This is a genomic window from Pseudomonas sp. Ost2 (assembly GCF_018326065.1).
GTDB classification, from domain to species: Bacteria; Pseudomonadota; Gammaproteobacteria; order Pseudomonadales; family Pseudomonadaceae; genus Aquipseudomonas; species Aquipseudomonas gingeri.
In genome coordinates, this window is the sequence record NZ_AP021904.1 from 4,409,757 (window position 1) to 4,424,366 (window position 14,610).

A 14,610-nucleotide genomic window follows, 5' to 3' on the forward strand; every position below is an offset into this window, starting at 1 on the left:
ATCCTAGGGCCGAGGGCGGTTCAACCAGTTGGATGCTTTGCACGAATGATTGAATATTTGCGACATCCAGATGAAACCGCGGACCAGGCTGACGAACAGAGCCTGGTGGCGCGACTCGACCAGCAATCGGCTCCCTCGTCGCACAAGCGTCGCGGGACCGCCGAACTGTCGGTGGGCATCGTGCTCTGGCCGCGTTTTCCGCTGCTGTCGTTGTCCGGGCTGACCGACGCGCTGCGTCATGCCGCCGACACCGGCGACCAGAGCCGACCGATCCGTTGCGAATGGAAGGTGCTGGGCACGCCGGGGCAGCGGGTCGTGTCCAGCGGCGGGCTGGACGTGCCCATCGACAGCGAAATGGGCGACCCGCAACGTTTCGACTACATCGTGGTCATCGGTGGCCTGCTGGACTCCCTGGCCGATGTGCCCAGGAGCTACCCGGCGTTCCTGCACCAGGCCGCGGCGGCGGGCGTGCCGCTGATCGGCCTGTGTACCGGCAGCTTCGTGCTGGCCCGCCACGGACTGATGGAAGGTCGCACCGCCTGCGTACATGCCTACCATGCCAATGACTGGAAGCGCCTGTTCCCGACGCTGCGGTTTATCACCCACAACGACTTCCTCATCGACAAGGACCGCATCACCTGTGCCGGCGGCGTCTCGGTGATCGAACTGGCGGTGCATCTGATCGGCATGCACTGCGGCCCGGACCGCGCCGGCAAGGTGGTGCACCAGATGACCGTGGCCAAGAGCGGCAGCGGCAGCTTCCTCGACCGGCGCAAGGCCCTCGGCTACGCCAGTTCATCCAACCGGCGTCTGCACGAAGCGGTGATGCTGATGGAAAAGCACATGGCCGAACCCCTGGAGATCGAGGCGATCGCCCACTGGGTCGGCACCAGCAAACGCCAGCTGGAAAGGTTGTTCATGGCCGAAACCGATACCAGCCCGGCGCAGTTCTACCGCCAGGTACGGCTACGCTATGGACGCTGGCTGCTGGTCAGTTCGGATCGCCAGATCGGCGAAATCGCCTTCGAATGCGGCTTCGCCGACGCACCGCATTTCATCCGGCATTTCCAGAGCCTGTTCGGCCTGTCGCCCGGCAAGTTGCGCAAGGAGCTGTTGAAACACGCCGGGGAATAAGCGTCGGCAAGGCGTATTCATTCAACACCTTTGCATGTTCAGGGTAATCTATTCGCTTTCAGGTTCAGGATGTCCGGGAGCCCTATGCTGCGTATCGGTTTTATCGTCTTTCCCGGTTTCGGCGTGATGAGCTTCTCCGCGCTCTCGGTGTTCGAAACGGCCAACAGCCTGCTCGGCAAGCCTCACTATGACGTACGCCTGCTATCGGAGGGCGGTGGTGCCGTGCGCAGCTCCGTGGGGATCGTGGTGCAGACCGAGCCTTTCACGGCTGACGAATACGATACGGTGATCATCGGCGGCGGCAACGAACGCCCCTTCACGTCCGCGCTGCTCGCCTACCTGCGCCAGGCGGCGCAAAGCTGCCGGCGCCTGGCGGCCACCTGTTCGGGAACCTTTTTTCTTGCCGAGGCCGGGTTGCTCGACGGCCGCCAGGCCACCACCCACTGGTTCTTCGCCCCGCAATTCCGCGCCCGTTACCCCAGGGTCAGGCTGGACGAAGAGCGCCTGTTCGTCGTCGACGGCTCATTGTGGACCTCGGCCGGGATGACCGCGGGTATCGACCAGGCACTGACCATGGTCGAGAAAGACCTCGGTGCCGACCTGGCGCGGGCCGTGTCGAAGACCTTTATCCTGCAAAGCCGCCGGGCCGGTGGTCAGCCACAGTCATCGGCGCTGCTGGAAGAACAACGTTCCGATCGCATCCAGGTTGCCCTGGCCTACGCGCAAAATCACCTGCACACCGAGTTGAGCCTGGAGCGGCTGGCCCAGGCCGCCCACCTGAGCAGCCGCCAGTTCAGCCGGGCCTTTCGCGAGCAGACCGGCACCTCCCCGGCCAAGGCCATCGAAAAACTGCGTATCGACGCGGCACTGGTGCTGATCCAGGAAGGCCGCCACCCGATAGAAGCCATCGCCCGCCAGACCGGATTTGGCGACAGCGAGCGAATGCGCCGCGCCTTTGTCCGTGCGTTCGGCGAACCGCCACGGGCCATGCGCCGCAATGCCCGCCAGGTGGACAAGCCCCGACAAGGCGAAACCATGGCCTGAAACGAGGGTTAAACGACACGTTTCACGGGCTTCGGGCGATTACGCTGAGTCACCCTACAAGCCATCGCAGAACGCCTGCCAGGAGACACCATGCAACTGCTTTCCATCACCCGTATCGCGACCTGCTCGTTATTGCTGGGTGCGCTGCTCACCCTTTCGAGCCACAGTGCCTTCGCCGCCTCGAACGAGGACGAAGTGCGCGGTTTCTTCACCGATTTCGTCAAGGCGCAGAACGCCCACGACCTCAAGCAGATCCGCGCGATGCTCTGGGATTCGCCACAGATGCTCTGGTATGCCCGGGGCGGTGCGAACTGGGGCCCGGACGCGGTGGTCGAGCGCCTGAAGGACTACTATCAGGGCGTCTGGCAACTGGACCCGGACATGAGCCGGTTGCGCATCACCCAGCTCAATGACAGCGTGGCGCAGATCCTCGTGCCCGTGACCTTCACCCGCAGCCATGCCGGGGAAGCACCGCAGAAAAACACCTTCCTGATCAGCCAGACCCTGCTGCGCGGCGCCGACGGCTGGCGGGTCGCGACGATCATGCCAGTGGCCGATACCAACTTCAAATAACCCCCGCCACGGACCTGACCGGCCGGAATGACCTCCGGCCCTGTCGAGATGGCTTGCGCTATGAATGAAAAGGCTTCTCATTTATATTTGCGCCTGCACTGCCTCGTTCCAGGTCCATCATGCCGTTCGACCCTGCCAAGCCATCCCTGCTCAGCACCCTGGTGCGTCACTACGACGAACTGGTCGATCACGTGCGCCGACGCTTTGGCGATCGCGGCTTTGCCCGCGAAGTGGTGCACGATGTCTGCGTGCAACTGCTGGAGAAACGCCAGTCGGAGGACGTGCGCACGCCCCTGGCGCTGCTGCGCAAGATCTCCCACGACCAGGCCATCGACCGCTACCGCAGCGAACGGCGGCGCCAGGCCTGGATCGTCGAGTTGCCCGAGCCGTTCGAGGCCGCCAGCGAGGCGCCGTCGCCACCTCGCCAGTATGAAGCCGAGCGCGAGCTGGAGTACCTGGCCCAGGCCATCGAGGCGTTGCCGCCGCGCTGCCGGATGGTCTTCGTGATGCACAAGATCCACCAGTTGCCGCAGGCGGAAGTCGCGACACGCCTGGGGATTTCCCTGAAAACCGTGGAAAAGCACTTGAAGCTCGGCCTGGCCGCCTGCCGCGCCAGGCTCGACCTGTCGGAACCTGTATCATGACCACCCTGCCCCCGCCGTCCCGCGAAGAAGAAGCCCTGGCGCGACATCGCGAAGAATTGCGCAAACGCTTTCCCCTGCCCGAGCCCAGGCCGCGCAAACCACGCAAGGCCGTGGTGGGCGCCCTGTTGGCGATGCTGCTGGCCGCCGGGCTGGGCTGGCTGGACCCGGCCTATCACCGCGAGTCCCATGCCAGCGCCGTCGGCGAGCGACGCGTACTGGCGCTAGCCGATGGCAGCCGCATGACCCTGGACAGCAACAGCCGGGTCACCGTCGAATGGCACCTGCGCTCGCGACGGGTGGAACTGCAGGCCGGCCAGGCGCTGTTCGATGTCTCGAAAACCGTTTTCAGGCCCTTCGAAGTGGAAGCGGGCACGACCCGGGTGCGGGTGCTGGGCACGCTGTTCAGTGTCGATCGCCTTGACCAGGGTGCGCGCGTGACCCTGGTACGCGGCAAGGTCGACGTCGATACCGCGGACGGTCGTCATGTGCAACTGGCCCCCGGTCAACAGGTCGAGACAGGTCCGGGGCGACACCTGCAACCGCTCGGCGTGGACGCCGAGGCGGCGATCGCCTGGAAGGACAACCGCCTGATCTTCGACCGCACGCCATTGGCCGACGCCCTGGCACGGATCCAGCGCTATCGCACGGCGCCGATTCGCCTCGACGATCCGAGCCTGGCCGGCCTGCCTATCACCGGGGTGTTCGACAGCAGCAAGGTCGAGGACCTGCTCGCCCTGCTGCCGGGCATCCTGCCCTTGAGTCTGCACAGCGAGAGCGACGGGACCTTGCACGTGCGCCGCAAGAGCGGAAAAAAATAATCGAGCCGGCAGGTAGGGTTTTTCCGGGCGAGAAACGGCAGGTAGTCAAAGCCCCCTGTTTTCCAAGGAACATCGCCCATGAAGCCACGCCTGCGCAGCGCTCGCCTGCCCCTGTCACTGTCCTTGCCCCTGCTGACCGGCAGCCTGCTGTTCGCCCTCTCGGCCCAGGCCGAGGACAAGGTCCTGCTCGACCTGCCGAGCTCGCGCCTGGACCAGGCGCTCAATGCCCTGGCACGCCAGTCGTCGGTGCAGATCCTGTTTGCCAGCGACATCGCACAGGAGCGGACCACACCCGCCCTCAAGGGCAGTTTCACCCCGCAGGAAGCGCTGGCGCGACTGCTCGACAACAGCGGCCTGCAAACCCGGGTCAAGGACGAGAGGACCTTCGTCATCGTCCCGGCCGCTGCTGCACCGGCCCCGGCGGCCAAACCGGCCGAGGTGTCCTATATCGCACCCATGGTGATCAAGGGTGACGTGCTGGGCAGCGCCAGCGATCCGCAGGTACTGACCTACGCCGGCAGCCGCACGGTGGTTGGCGCGGACAACCTGGACAAGGCCAGCGTGCGCGGGGTCGACGATGCCCTGCAACGGGTGCCCGGGGTCAAGATCTTCGACGAGACCGGCACCGGCGCCCTGCCGCAGATCGCCGTGCGCGGCCTGTACGAAAGCCGCAGCGGGAGGATCCAGGCGCTGTCCGACGGTATTCCGCTGGCCCTCGCGCCCTACGGGCAGACCGGCTTGTCGCTGTTCCCGGTGACCATGGCCACCGTCGATCGCATCGATATCGTGCGCGGTGGTGCCGCCGTGCAGTACGGGCCGAACAACGTCGGCGGAGTCATCAACTTCATCAGCAAGCCGATTCCCCGCGAATGGGAAAACACCCTGCAGGAGCGCACCACCTTCAACGCCGGCGGGCGCCAGTTGTGGGACACCTACTTCGGCACCGGCGGCTACCTGACCGACAACTTCGGCCTGCAACTGGACCTCAATACGATCTCGGGCGAAGCCGGACGGGAGCACTCGGACACCGATATCCAGAACTACCGCCTGCGCGGCCAGTGGAATATCGACGACGACCGCGAGCTGAGCTTCGGCGTGCAGCACTACGAGGCCGACATGGACCTGGCGGGCGCCCTGAGCGTCAAGGACTACCGCGACGACCCACGTCAGTCGACCCGGCCACTGGATCATTTCGACGGCAATACCGACCGGGTCTGGGGTACCTACACCCAGCGCCTGGGCGCCATCGGCCCGTTCGATTCGGTGGAGTTCAGCTGGACCAACTTCGCCCATGACAGCTATCGCAATTTTATCGTCGGCCTGCCCTTCACCCCGGACGGCACCGCCACCAGCCGCCAGGACGGCCCGCGGGATTTCAAGGTCTGGGGCAGCGAACCGCGCCTGAGCCTGAGCATCGACGGCGACAGCCTCAGCCAGACCTGGCTGGTGGGCGCCCGCTACGTCGCCGAGGACATCGACTACAAGGTCGATCGCCAGAGCGTGGCGACCGGCAAGACCACGCCGTTCCGCGACTGGCAGTTCAACGACGAGGCCAGGGCGTTCTACCTGAGCAACGCCATCGGCCTGTTCAACAATCGCCTGACCATCACCCCCGGCGTGCGTTATGAAAATGCGCAGATGGACTACAAGGACGGCATTACCGGCTTCCGGCACGACAACAAGTCGGAAGAATGGTTGCCCGGCCTGACGGTCGGCTACCAGGCCACGGACGACTGGTACGTGTATGCCAACGCGCAGAAATCCCTGCGCCCACCGCAGGTCACGCAAATCGTCAAGGAGGGTGATGTCGGCGCCGAACTGGCCTGGAACTACGAGACCGGCGTGCGCTACACCCCGTGGAAAGGCCTGCGTGTCGACCTCGGCGTGTACCGCATCGACTTCGACGACCAGATCGTCTACGACGCCACCACCGACCGCTTCGTCAACCTCGGCAGCACCCGTCATCAGGGCATCGAGAGCGAGATCTTCTGGACCCCGGGCGCCCTGCCCGACCTCGACCTGCACGCCAGCTACGCCTACCTCGACGCCAAGCAGCGCAATGGCAACTTCAAGGGCAATGAGGTGCCGTTCTCCTCGCGCAACCAGTTCAGCGTCGACGGGCGTTACCACTTCGCCGAACGCTGGACCTACAGCCTCGACGGCCTGTACGTCAGCAGCGCCTACACCGACGCCGCCAACTCCGGGGCCGAGGATGCCAGCGCCTCCGTGGGCCGGCTACCAGCCTACTGGGTCTGGAACACCGCCATCGAGCGCCAGTTCCCGCTGCAGGACAAGACCGTGCTGACGGCCTCGGCGGGCATCAGCAACCTGTTCAACCGCGAGTATTACTTCCGCGGGATCGACACCAGCCCGTGGGGTCGCCAGCCGGCACCGGAGCGCTCGCTGACCCTGGGGCTCAACTATCGATTCTGAAGCCTCGATTCTGAAGCAGCGCTTCTGAAACAACGCTTTGGCGACCTACAACCACCAGCGCAGCAGGAAAAAGAACGCCATGCTCAGCAACATGCTGAGCAGGGTGTTGCGGGTGTAGATCACCAGCCCGATGGCGACCAGGGAACTGATCAGGTACGGGTTGTCGAGGTGCAGGTTCAGTTGCCGGTCGGGCATGAACACAATCGGTCCGCAGATCGCCGTGAGCATGCCCGGCACGGCAAAGCCGAGAAACTGCCGGGCGTTGCTGCTCAGGCGCAACGGCAGGCGGGGTTCGAGAAACACGTAGCGGTTGAGGAACACCAGCAGCCCCATCCCGATGATTACCGCCCAGACCATCATTCGCGCCCCCGATACAGCTTGTTGCAGACAAATCCCGCCGCCATCCCCGCCAGTCCCGACAGCACCAGCGCCGAACCCCACTGCCAGTAACTGAACAGCACCGAGCAGAACAACGATACGGCCACGCAGACCACGGTCGGCACACTGCGCACCACCGGGGTGATCAGGGCGATAAAGGTCGCGGCAATCGAGAAGTCCAGCCCCAGGTGCTCAAGTCCGGGAATACTGCGGCCCAGTACGATCCCCGCCAGGGTGAACAGGTTCCAGGCGATATAGAACGTCAACCCCACCCCCAGCGCATACCAGCGGTCGAACTGTTGCTTGTCGTGCTGGCTGGTCAGGGCGAACAGTTCGTCGGTGAGCAGGAAGCCCAGGCCGACGCGCCAGCGACCGGGCAGCGGGGCAATCACCGAACGCATGCTCATGCCGTACAACAGGTGCTGCGAGGTCAGCAGCGCGGTGGTCAGCAGGATCGAGAAGATCCCCGCGCCGCCCTTGAGCATGCCGATGGCCACCAGTTGCGCGGCGCCGGCAAACACGATGCTCGACAGGCCCTGGCCTTGCAGGGGGGTCAGGTTGGCCTCGATGGCCATGGAGCCGGCCAGCAGCCCCCAGGGTGCCGTCGCCAGGGACAGCGGCATGATGGCCACGGCACCGCGCAGGAAGGCGGTGCGGGGCAGAAGGTGATCAGACATAGAACTCGCGCTTCAGGAAAAGACGCGTGACTTTGGCAGGGCGTCCGCGGCTTGTCTTGAACAATCTTGCAACTTGACCGACGCCCGCCCCCCCTTAACGAACTGGCGGCAAGCGGACCTTGCCGGCCCGGCACTGGCTCTTCACGCCCTTGCCACAGGACGCGTACCCCAGGTCCCGGCTCAGGCAGACCTTCACCTCGGACAGTTGCGGACCGCTGCAACTCACTGCCACGCCATCGCTCGGCATGCCCGGGTTGCTCTGCTGGAACAACACGGCGATTTCCTCGGCGGAATACTCCCGCACCGCCGTCGAGGGTTGCAACGCTTCGGGAATCCGTACCTTGCCCAACGCCCGGTCGGTGGTATCCAGATAGGCGGTGGCGCCCAGGCCGCTGCAGGTACCGTGCTTCTTCCACTCATGTTCCATCAGCCTGGCGGTCGGAAACAGCGTCAGGCCCTGCTGGCGCTGCTCGGCCGACAGCGGCGTCAATGGCGCGCAGGACTGCGGCCAACCACCCCGCGCGTACTGCGGCCAGAGGCCGTGAAGGACAAACCCATAGCCCTTGCCCGTGCATTGCTCGTTGCCGGTATGGGTCAGGCAGAACGTTGGCGACCAGGACAACGCCAGCAGGTAGTAATCGAACTCGCCGGCCTCGCCTCGCTGCTTGTCACGCCCCTGGCCCGCCTGCACCCCGCCCACTGACACCATGAAAAGCACCAGTACCCACGAAAACCACCTCATTCCCTTCTCCCGCGTCTTGTTGGATGCATAAATCAATATCCGTGGCGTCAAATAAATTATGAAGATTCGTTACAAAACAGTAACATTTGCTACACCTTTCACCTCCCTGACTTCTTATGATCGAGGGCTGTGTTTCCATCCATCCGGGCCCACCGACTCAGGTGCCATGCCGACCTCGTCGGTTGCGCACCATGATGCGGTTTTCTCGGGATTTCGCCGCACGTTGCCGGCTGAGTCCTGATATGTGGAATTCTGCTTCTGAAGGAGCAAGCGCGTCATGAGTACTCGATCCACCCGCAAGAAAATCGTCTCGGTCCTCTGGACACTGGGCGTGCTCTTGATCATCTATTGTTTCCCGAAAACCGTCTTCGGTTTCCTCGCCCTGGTCGTGGTCTGCGGTATATACGATTTCCTGCGCAATGGCATCTACACCGCCGAACTGGCCAGGAAATACTTTATCGGCAGCGGCCGCAACACCTGGGTGCTGGCACCGTTCAATACCCTGTTCGACCTGGTGAGCCGACGCAACCGCGGCGTCTATCGGATGCAGGACCTGCCCGAAGACTGCCAGCGCGACCTGCAGCAGGTCATCGACAAGGCCATGAGCCACAAGGACGAGATCATCGACTACCTCGACGGACGCATGGCGCAGAACAAGCGCGGCATGCTGTTCTTCCAATGGTACGGACGCAAGATCGACACCGAACTGGACATCCGGGAACTGCAACAGAAGTTCCCTTATGTGAAAACCGTTGGCGTCTCGGTGTTCAACGCCAACCAGTCGACTTCGTTCCACTTCGGTCCGCTGCGCATGATGTTCCGGGTGCTCTACAACATGGCACCGGCCCCGCACCATGACGGTGTGTACATCCAGTGCCGCAAGGAAAAACACTTCTGGCACGACGATCCGCTGTTCATCTTCGATGACACGCTGCTGCATGCCTCGTTCAACAAGAACGATACCAAGCGCTACTGCCTGTTCATCGATATCGTGCGCCCGTCACGCACGCCGTTCATCCTCAAGGGCGTGATCGCCGGTTTCGCCGGGGTGGTCTTTGCCCTGCGCCGGGTGTTCTACAAGAACTGGAAACTGATCCAGTAATACCTCCCACCTGTAACTGCCCTGGAATCGGACCCCGCGTTCAGCCAGGGCATCTCGCTCCATGAGCACTTGTCCAAAACCGACTACCTACCCATTCGGAGTATGTTCCCGGCTTCGCCCTGCCTGAATAGTGGACTCACCCGCTCTTCCCGAGCCGAATCCAGTCCGAAGGTGAGATGGCCATGCACAAGGCGTTGGTGGTAACCCTGAGTCTCCTGCTTGTCCCGGCTTTTTCCGCGTCGCACGCAGAAGAAGTGGATGCGTCGAAAACCCTGCGCCTCTACAACTGGGCCGACTACATCGGCGAAAACACCCTCGCCGACTTTGAGAAAGCCACCGGCATCAAGGTCATCTACGACACCTTCGACTCCTACGAAACCGTGCAGGCCAAGCTGCTCACCGGGCATTCCGGCTACGACCTGGTGACCCTCAACGCCTCGCTGGTGCCGCCACTGATCAAGGCCGGGGTATTCCAGCCCCTGGACAAGCAACAACTGCCCGACTGGAAAAACCTCGACCCGCAGACCTTGCAGCACCTGCAGGGCTATGACCCCGGCGTGGTCTACTCCGCGCCCTATACCTGGGGTAGCAACGGCGTGACCTACAACGTCGAGAAGATCCGCGAACGCATGCCGGACGCCCCCATCGGCTCCCTGGCCATGCTCTTCGACCCGAAGATCGTCTCACGCTTCGCCGATTGCGGCGTGACCCTGCTCGACGCACCGACCGAAGTCATTCCCCTGGCCCTCACCTACCTCGGCCGCGATCCCCGCAGCGCCCGGCCCGACGACCTCGAGGCGGCGCAAAAGCTGCTGATGACGATCCGCCCGTACCTGAAGAAATTCGACTCGGTGAACTACCTGAGCAGCCTGCCCAACGGCGACATCTGCATGGCCATGACCTGGTCCGGCGACGCCGCCACCGCCCAGGCCCGCGCCGAAGAGGCCGGGCTGAAAATCAAGCTGGCGTACTTCATTCCCAAGGAAGGCTCGCTGATCTGGTTCGACAATATGTACATCCCCAGCGATGCCAGCCATGTCGCCAATGCGCACAAGTTCCTCGAATACCTGCTGCAACCCCAGGTCATGGCGGACGTGACCAACTTCATCCACTACGCCAACAGCAACACCGCGTCGACTCCGCGGGTGAATGCCGATGTGCGCGCCAACCCGGCGATCTACCCGGATGACGCGACCCGCCAGCGCCTGTTTGCACAGAAGACCCAGGACGCCAAGGACATGCGGGCCATCACCCGCGTCTGGAACACGGTAAAGACCGGCCTGTAGGCCCGGTATGACTCAAAGATCCACACCTTCGAAAAAGGGCACGCCCATGGCTATTCCAACACAAGCATTTCTCGCCGGATTCGACCAGCAGAGCCTGGTCGAGGCGGACAAGGCGCACTACATGCACGGCTATCACATGTTCGACGAGCACCGTGAGCAAGGAGCCCTGAATATCGTCGCCGGTGACGGCGCCTACATCTACGACACCGAGGGCAATCGTTTTCTCGATGCCGTGGGCGGCATGTGGTGTACCAATATCGGCCTGGGCCGGGAGGAAATGGCCGAGGCGATTGCCGACCAGGTTCGCCAGCTGGCCTACTCCAATCCGTTCTGCGACATGTCCAACGCGGTAGCCATCCGGCTCTGCGAAAAGCTCGCCAGCCTGGCCCCCGGCGACCTCGACCACGTGTTCCTCACCACCGGCGGCTCCACCGCCGTGGACACCGCCTATCGCCTGGTGCAGTTCTACCAGAACAGCCGGGGCAAGCCGCAGAAGAAGCACATCATCGCCCGCTACAACGCCTACCACGGCTCCACCACCGTGGCCATGTCGATCGGCAACAAGGCCGCCGACCGGGTGCCCGAGTTCGACTACGCCCACGAACGCATCCACCATGTATCCAACCCCAATCCCTACCGCGCCCCCGATGGCATGGACGAAGAGCAGTTCCTCGAATTCCTCGTGGCGGAGTTCGAGGACAAGATTCTCAGTATCGGCGAAGACAAGGTCGCGGCGTTCTTTGCCGAACCGATCATGGGCTCCGGCGGTGTGATCATTCCGCCCAAGGGCTACCTGCGGCGCATGTGGGAAGTCTGCCAGCAGTACGACATCCTGTTTGTCGCCGACGAAGTGGTGACCTCCTTCGGCCGACTGGGCAAGTTCTTCTCCTCCTGGGACGTCTTCGGCGTGCAGCCGGACATCATCACCACCGCCAAGGGCCTGACTTCGGCGTACCTGCCACTGGGCGCCTGCATCTTCTCGGAGCGGATCTGGAACGTGATCGGCGAACCGGGCAAGGGCCGCTGCTTCACCCACGGGTTCACCTACAGCGGCCATCCGGTGTGCTGCACCGCCGCCCTGAAGAACATCGAAATCATCGAGCGGGAAAACCTGCTGCAGCATGTCGATGAGGTCGGTGACTACCTGGAGGAGCGCCTGGGCAGCCTGCGCGATCTGCCGCTGGTGGGGGACGTGCGCTGCATGAAGCTGATGGCCTGTGTCGAGTTCGTCGCCGACAAGCAGACGCGCGAGCTGTTTCCCGACAAGCTGAACATCGGCGAGAAGATCCACTTGCGGGCCCAGGCCAGGGGCCTGCTGGTACGGCCGATCATGCATCTGAACGTGATGTCGCCACCGCTGATCATCAGTCGGGCCCAGGTCGATGAAATCGTCGAGACCCTGCGCGAGTGCATCCTCGAAGTGGCCGACGAGTTGCAGAAAAGCGGTCAATACGGCGGACGATGAGTGTCCTGCCGGCGGCTTTGCGCCCGATGGGACGGGTGGTTAGACTGCGGGGCATGAGCCCCGTACCCGACGACACCGCCACCCGCCTGTCCTTCCAGGCCCTGCATCGCTGGCATGCCGGGCTGGCGGGGGCCTTTGCCCATCTCGACGAACCCGACGGCCTGCGCCACCTGGCCCTGGCCTTCGGCGAGCTGGTGCCGGTCGAGTCGGTGATGATCAGCCTCGAGCGCAAGGATCGACCGCCGCAGTTGCTGTACCTGCAAGGTATTCCGGAAGAGTTTCGCGATGCGATCATCGAGCGCTACTTCGCCGGCGGTTATCTGCTCGACCCGTTCTGCCTGGCGGTGGAGAACGGCCTGGCCGAAGGTTTTTATCCGCTGGAGGAAATCGCCCCGGACGACTTCTTCGACAGCGAGTACTACAAGACCTACTACCTCAAGCTCGGTTGCGCCGAAGACAGCTACTACATCGTCAACCTCGACGAGCACAGCAAGATCTCCGTCAGCCTGTTCCAGGGCCTGGGCGCCGCCAGCCTGAGCAGTTCACAGCTGGACCTGCTGCGGGCGGTCGAACCGATGGTGCGCACCCTGGTGAGCCAGTTCGCCGCCCGCGGGCTGCAACGCAATCCCCTGTTGTTCGACCAGCCGGCCGACGGGCAGGCACAGGACGCCGAGGTCAATCTGCGGATCCAGGCGGCCTTCAGCCGGTTCGGTTGCGGGGTACTGACGGAGCGCGAGCGCGAAGCCGCGCAGATGGTGCTGCGCGGCCATTCGGTGAAGTCCACGGCCAGGGAAATGAATATCTCCCCAGAAACCGTGCGCATGCACCGCAAGAACCTCTACCTGAAGCTGGGCATCAGTTCCCAGTCGGAACTGTTCGCGCAGTTCATCAACTGGTTACGCCAAGGCTGAGCGCTCACGATCCTGCAGGAGTTGACTTGCCAGCTCCCACAAGGACAACGACTCAGGCCGACAGCGAGTAAATCAACGCCGAAATCGCCACCAGGCCCACCAGGGTGACGAACACATTGGACATCTGCCCGGCGTACTGGCGCATGGCGGGTACGCGACGAATCGCATACATCGGCATGAGGAACAGCAGCGCCGCGATGATCGGCCCGCCGAGGGTTTCGATCATGCCGAGGATGCTCGGATTCAGGGTCGCCACCAACCAGCAGATCACCAGCATGAACGCCGCGGTCATGCGGTCCAGGGCCTTGGTCCCCGGCTTGCGGCCACTCTTCACCACCAGGCCCTTGAGACCTTCGCTGGCACCGATGTAATGCCCCAGGAACGACTTGGCGATCGCCACGAAGGCAATCAGCGGCGCGGCAAAGGCGATGGTCGGGTTGCTGAAGTGGTTGGCCAGGTACGACAGGATCGACAGGTTCTGTGCCTTGGCCTCGGCCAGTTGTGCCGGCGACAGGGTCAGCACGCAACTGAACACGAAGAACAGCACCATCACCACCATCAGGCCATGGGCCCGGGAGAGGATCTGGCCGCTACGAGCTTCGGCATGCACGCCATAACGACGCTTCTGGTCCACCGCGAAGGCGGAAATGATCGGCGAGTGGTTGAACGAGAACACCATCACCGGGATCGCCAGCCACAACGTGTGCAGCAGTGCCGAAGGCTGCGGCAGGCTGCCGGCCGTGGCGAGGATACCGCCGTTCCAGTGGGGGATCAGGAACACCGCGAGGAACAGCAAGGCAACGATGAACGGGTAGACCATCATGCTCATGGCCTTGACGATCACCTGCTCGCCGCACCGCACCACCGCCAGCAGGCCGAGGATCAGCACCAGGGACAGGATCGCCCTGGGCGGCGGCGTGATATGCAACTGATGTTCGAGGAAGCTGCCGACGGTGTTGGTCAGGGCCACGCTGTAGATCAGCAGGATCGGGAAGATCGCGAAGAAATACAGCAAGGTGATCAGCGCCCCGGCCTTGAGGCCGAAATGTTCTTCCACCACCTCGGTGATGTCCGCGCCGTCGCGCCCGGAGAGCACGAAGCGGGTCAGGCCGCGATGGGCGTAGAAAGTCATGGGGAACGCCAGCAGCGCCAGGATCAGCAGCGGCCAGAAGCCGCCCAGCCCCGCGTTGATCGGCAGGAACAGGGTCCCGGCACCGATCGCCGTGCCGAACAGGCCCAGCATCCAGGTGGTGTCGTGACGGCTCCAGCTGCTCAGTGCAGCGGGTGCCGATTCATAGCGTTCGTCGACGCTGTTGGCCTGGTCATTCATCCGGTCGAATCTCCGTTAGCCGGTCATTACCACGCGACCGGGGCGGAAAAAACGTGTCACTGGCAGCGCCCCG

Annotated in this window: 14 protein-coding genes; 10 read left to right on the plus strand and 4 right to left on the minus strand. The window is 63.5% G+C overall.

All coding sequences use genetic code 11. The features are described 5' to 3' along the window. The first annotated feature begins 57 nt into the window (after nucleotides 1-57). The 6 genes from KI243_RS19360 (at nucleotide 58) to KI243_RS19385 (ending at nucleotide 6,646) form a co-directional block, all read left to right on the plus strand. Complete coding sequence (locus KI243_RS19360) at nucleotides 58-1,134, plus strand: GlxA family transcriptional regulator (protein ID WP_244861749.1); 1,077 nt, start codon at nucleotides 58-60, stop codon at nucleotides 1,132-1,134. Between the two features lie 84 nt (nucleotides 1,135-1,218). After that, on the plus strand, nucleotides 1,219-2,178 hold the full coding sequence (locus KI243_RS19365; RefSeq protein ID WP_017125213.1) for a GlxA family transcriptional regulator: 960 nt from the start codon (nucleotides 1,219-1,221) through the stop codon (nucleotides 2,176-2,178). 90 nt (nucleotides 2,179-2,268) lie between these two features. After that, nucleotides 2,269-2,751 carry a nuclear transport factor 2 family protein gene (locus tag KI243_RS19370; RefSeq protein ID WP_017125212.1) on the plus strand — a complete coding sequence of 161 codons (483 nt, stop codon included), beginning with the start codon at nucleotides 2,269-2,271 and terminating at the stop codon, nucleotides 2,749-2,751. 119 nt (nucleotides 2,752-2,870) lie between these two features. Further along, the gene (locus KI243_RS19375) at nucleotides 2,871-3,395 is read left to right on the plus strand and encodes an RNA polymerase sigma factor (protein ID WP_017125211.1); all 525 of its coding nucleotides are present in this window, start codon (nucleotides 2,871-2,873) and stop codon (nucleotides 3,393-3,395) included. Continuing rightward, entirely contained in the window at nucleotides 3,392-4,213 is an 822-nt protein-coding gene (locus KI243_RS19380) for a FecR domain-containing protein (protein WP_178991901.1), read from the plus strand. The genes KI243_RS19375 and KI243_RS19380 overlap by 4 nt, the downstream gene beginning before the upstream one ends. Before the next feature lie 78 nt (nucleotides 4,214-4,291). Beyond that, entirely contained in the window at nucleotides 4,292-6,646 is a 2,355-nt protein-coding gene (locus KI243_RS19385) for a TonB-dependent receptor (protein ID WP_017125209.1), read from the plus strand. 45 nt (nucleotides 6,647-6,691) lie between these two features. Here KI243_RS19385 and KI243_RS19390 read toward each other — a convergent pair whose 3' ends face one another. The 3 genes from KI243_RS19390 to KI243_RS19400 form a co-directional block, all read right to left on the minus strand. Then, a complete protein-coding gene (locus KI243_RS19390; RefSeq protein ID WP_167331626.1) occupies nucleotides 6,692-7,003 on the minus strand; it encodes an AzlD domain-containing protein in 312 nt (103 codons plus the stop codon). Then, complete coding sequence (locus KI243_RS19395) at nucleotides 7,003-7,701, minus strand: AzlC family ABC transporter permease (protein WP_017125207.1); 699 nt, start codon at nucleotides 7,699-7,701, stop codon at nucleotides 7,003-7,005. The genes KI243_RS19390 and KI243_RS19395 overlap by 1 nt, the downstream gene beginning before the upstream one ends. Before the next feature lie 94 nt (nucleotides 7,702-7,795). Then, entirely contained in the window at nucleotides 7,796-8,443 is a 648-nt protein-coding gene (locus tag KI243_RS19400; protein ID WP_017125206.1) for a ribonuclease T2, read from the minus strand. Nucleotides 8,444-8,720: 277 nt separating this feature from the next. Between KI243_RS19400 and KI243_RS19405 the strand changes: the two genes are divergently transcribed. The 4 genes from KI243_RS19405 (at nucleotide 8,721) to KI243_RS19420 (ending at nucleotide 13,207) form a co-directional block, all read left to right on the plus strand. Then, nucleotides 8,721-9,545 carry an aspartyl/asparaginyl beta-hydroxylase domain-containing protein gene (locus tag KI243_RS19405; RefSeq protein WP_017125205.1) on the plus strand — a complete coding sequence of 275 codons (825 nt, stop codon included), beginning with the start codon at nucleotides 8,721-8,723 and terminating at the stop codon, nucleotides 9,543-9,545. A gap of 182 nt (nucleotides 9,546-9,727) precedes the next feature. Next, a complete protein-coding gene (locus KI243_RS19410) occupies nucleotides 9,728-10,831 on the plus strand; it encodes a polyamine ABC transporter substrate-binding protein (RefSeq protein WP_017125204.1) in 1,104 nt (367 codons plus the stop codon). 46 nt (nucleotides 10,832-10,877) lie between these two features. Beyond that, nucleotides 10,878-12,296 carry an aminotransferase gene (locus KI243_RS19415; RefSeq protein WP_103032801.1) on the plus strand — a complete coding sequence of 473 codons (1,419 nt, stop codon included), beginning with the start codon at nucleotides 10,878-10,880 and terminating at the stop codon, nucleotides 12,294-12,296. A 53-nt stretch (nucleotides 12,297-12,349) separates the two neighbouring features. Further along, nucleotides 12,350-13,207, plus strand: coding sequence for a LuxR family transcriptional regulator (locus KI243_RS19420; protein WP_017125203.1), 858 nt, complete (start codon nucleotides 12,350-12,352; stop codon nucleotides 13,205-13,207). Nucleotides 13,208-13,259: 52 nt separating this feature from the next. Here KI243_RS19420 and KI243_RS19425 read toward each other — a convergent pair whose 3' ends face one another. Continuing rightward, the gene (locus KI243_RS19425) at nucleotides 13,260-14,537 is read right to left on the minus strand and encodes a serine/threonine transporter (protein ID WP_017125202.1); all 1,278 of its coding nucleotides are present in this window, start codon (nucleotides 14,535-14,537) and stop codon (nucleotides 13,260-13,262) included. Nucleotides 14,538-14,610: the final 73 nt, after the last annotated feature.

Bases quoted from the DNA above. Each gene is read 5' to 3' on its own strand.
- KI243_RS19380 (WP_178991901.1), top strand. From the start codon at position 3,392: ATGACCACCCTGCCCCCGCCGTCCCGCGAAGAAGAAGCCCTGGCGCGA.
- KI243_RS19400 (WP_017125206.1), bottom strand. From the start codon at position 8,443: ATGAGGTGGTTTTCGTGGGTACTGGTGCTTTTCATGGTGTCAGTGGGC.
- KI243_RS19390 (WP_167331626.1), bottom strand. From the start codon at position 7,003: ATGGTCTGGGCGGTAATCATCGGGATGGGGCTGCTGGTGTTCCTCAAC.
- KI243_RS19385 (WP_017125209.1), top strand. From the start codon at position 4,292: ATGAAGCCACGCCTGCGCAGCGCTCGCCTGCCCCTGTCACTGTCCTTG.
- KI243_RS19410 (WP_017125204.1), top strand. From the start codon at position 9,728: ATGCACAAGGCGTTGGTGGTAACCCTGAGTCTCCTGCTTGTCCCGGCT.
- KI243_RS19420 (WP_017125203.1), top strand. From the start codon at position 12,350: ATGAGCCCCGTACCCGACGACACCGCCACCCGCCTGTCCTTCCAGGCC.
- KI243_RS19375 (WP_017125211.1), top strand. From the start codon at position 2,871: ATGCCGTTCGACCCTGCCAAGCCATCCCTGCTCAGCACCCTGGTGCGT.
- KI243_RS19415 (WP_103032801.1), top strand. From the start codon at position 10,878: ATGGCTATTCCAACACAAGCATTTCTCGCCGGATTCGACCAGCAGAGC.
- KI243_RS19370 (WP_017125212.1), top strand. From the start codon at position 2,269: ATGCAACTGCTTTCCATCACCCGTATCGCGACCTGCTCGTTATTGCTG.
- KI243_RS19365 (WP_017125213.1), top strand. From the start codon at position 1,219: ATGCTGCGTATCGGTTTTATCGTCTTTCCCGGTTTCGGCGTGATGAGC.
- KI243_RS19395 (WP_017125207.1), bottom strand. From the start codon at position 7,701: ATGTCTGATCACCTTCTGCCCCGCACCGCCTTCCTGCGCGGTGCCGTG.
- KI243_RS19405 (WP_017125205.1), top strand. From the start codon at position 8,721: ATGAGTACTCGATCCACCCGCAAGAAAATCGTCTCGGTCCTCTGGACA.
- KI243_RS19425 (WP_017125202.1), bottom strand. From the start codon at position 14,537: ATGAATGACCAGGCCAACAGCGTCGACGAACGCTATGAATCGGCACCC.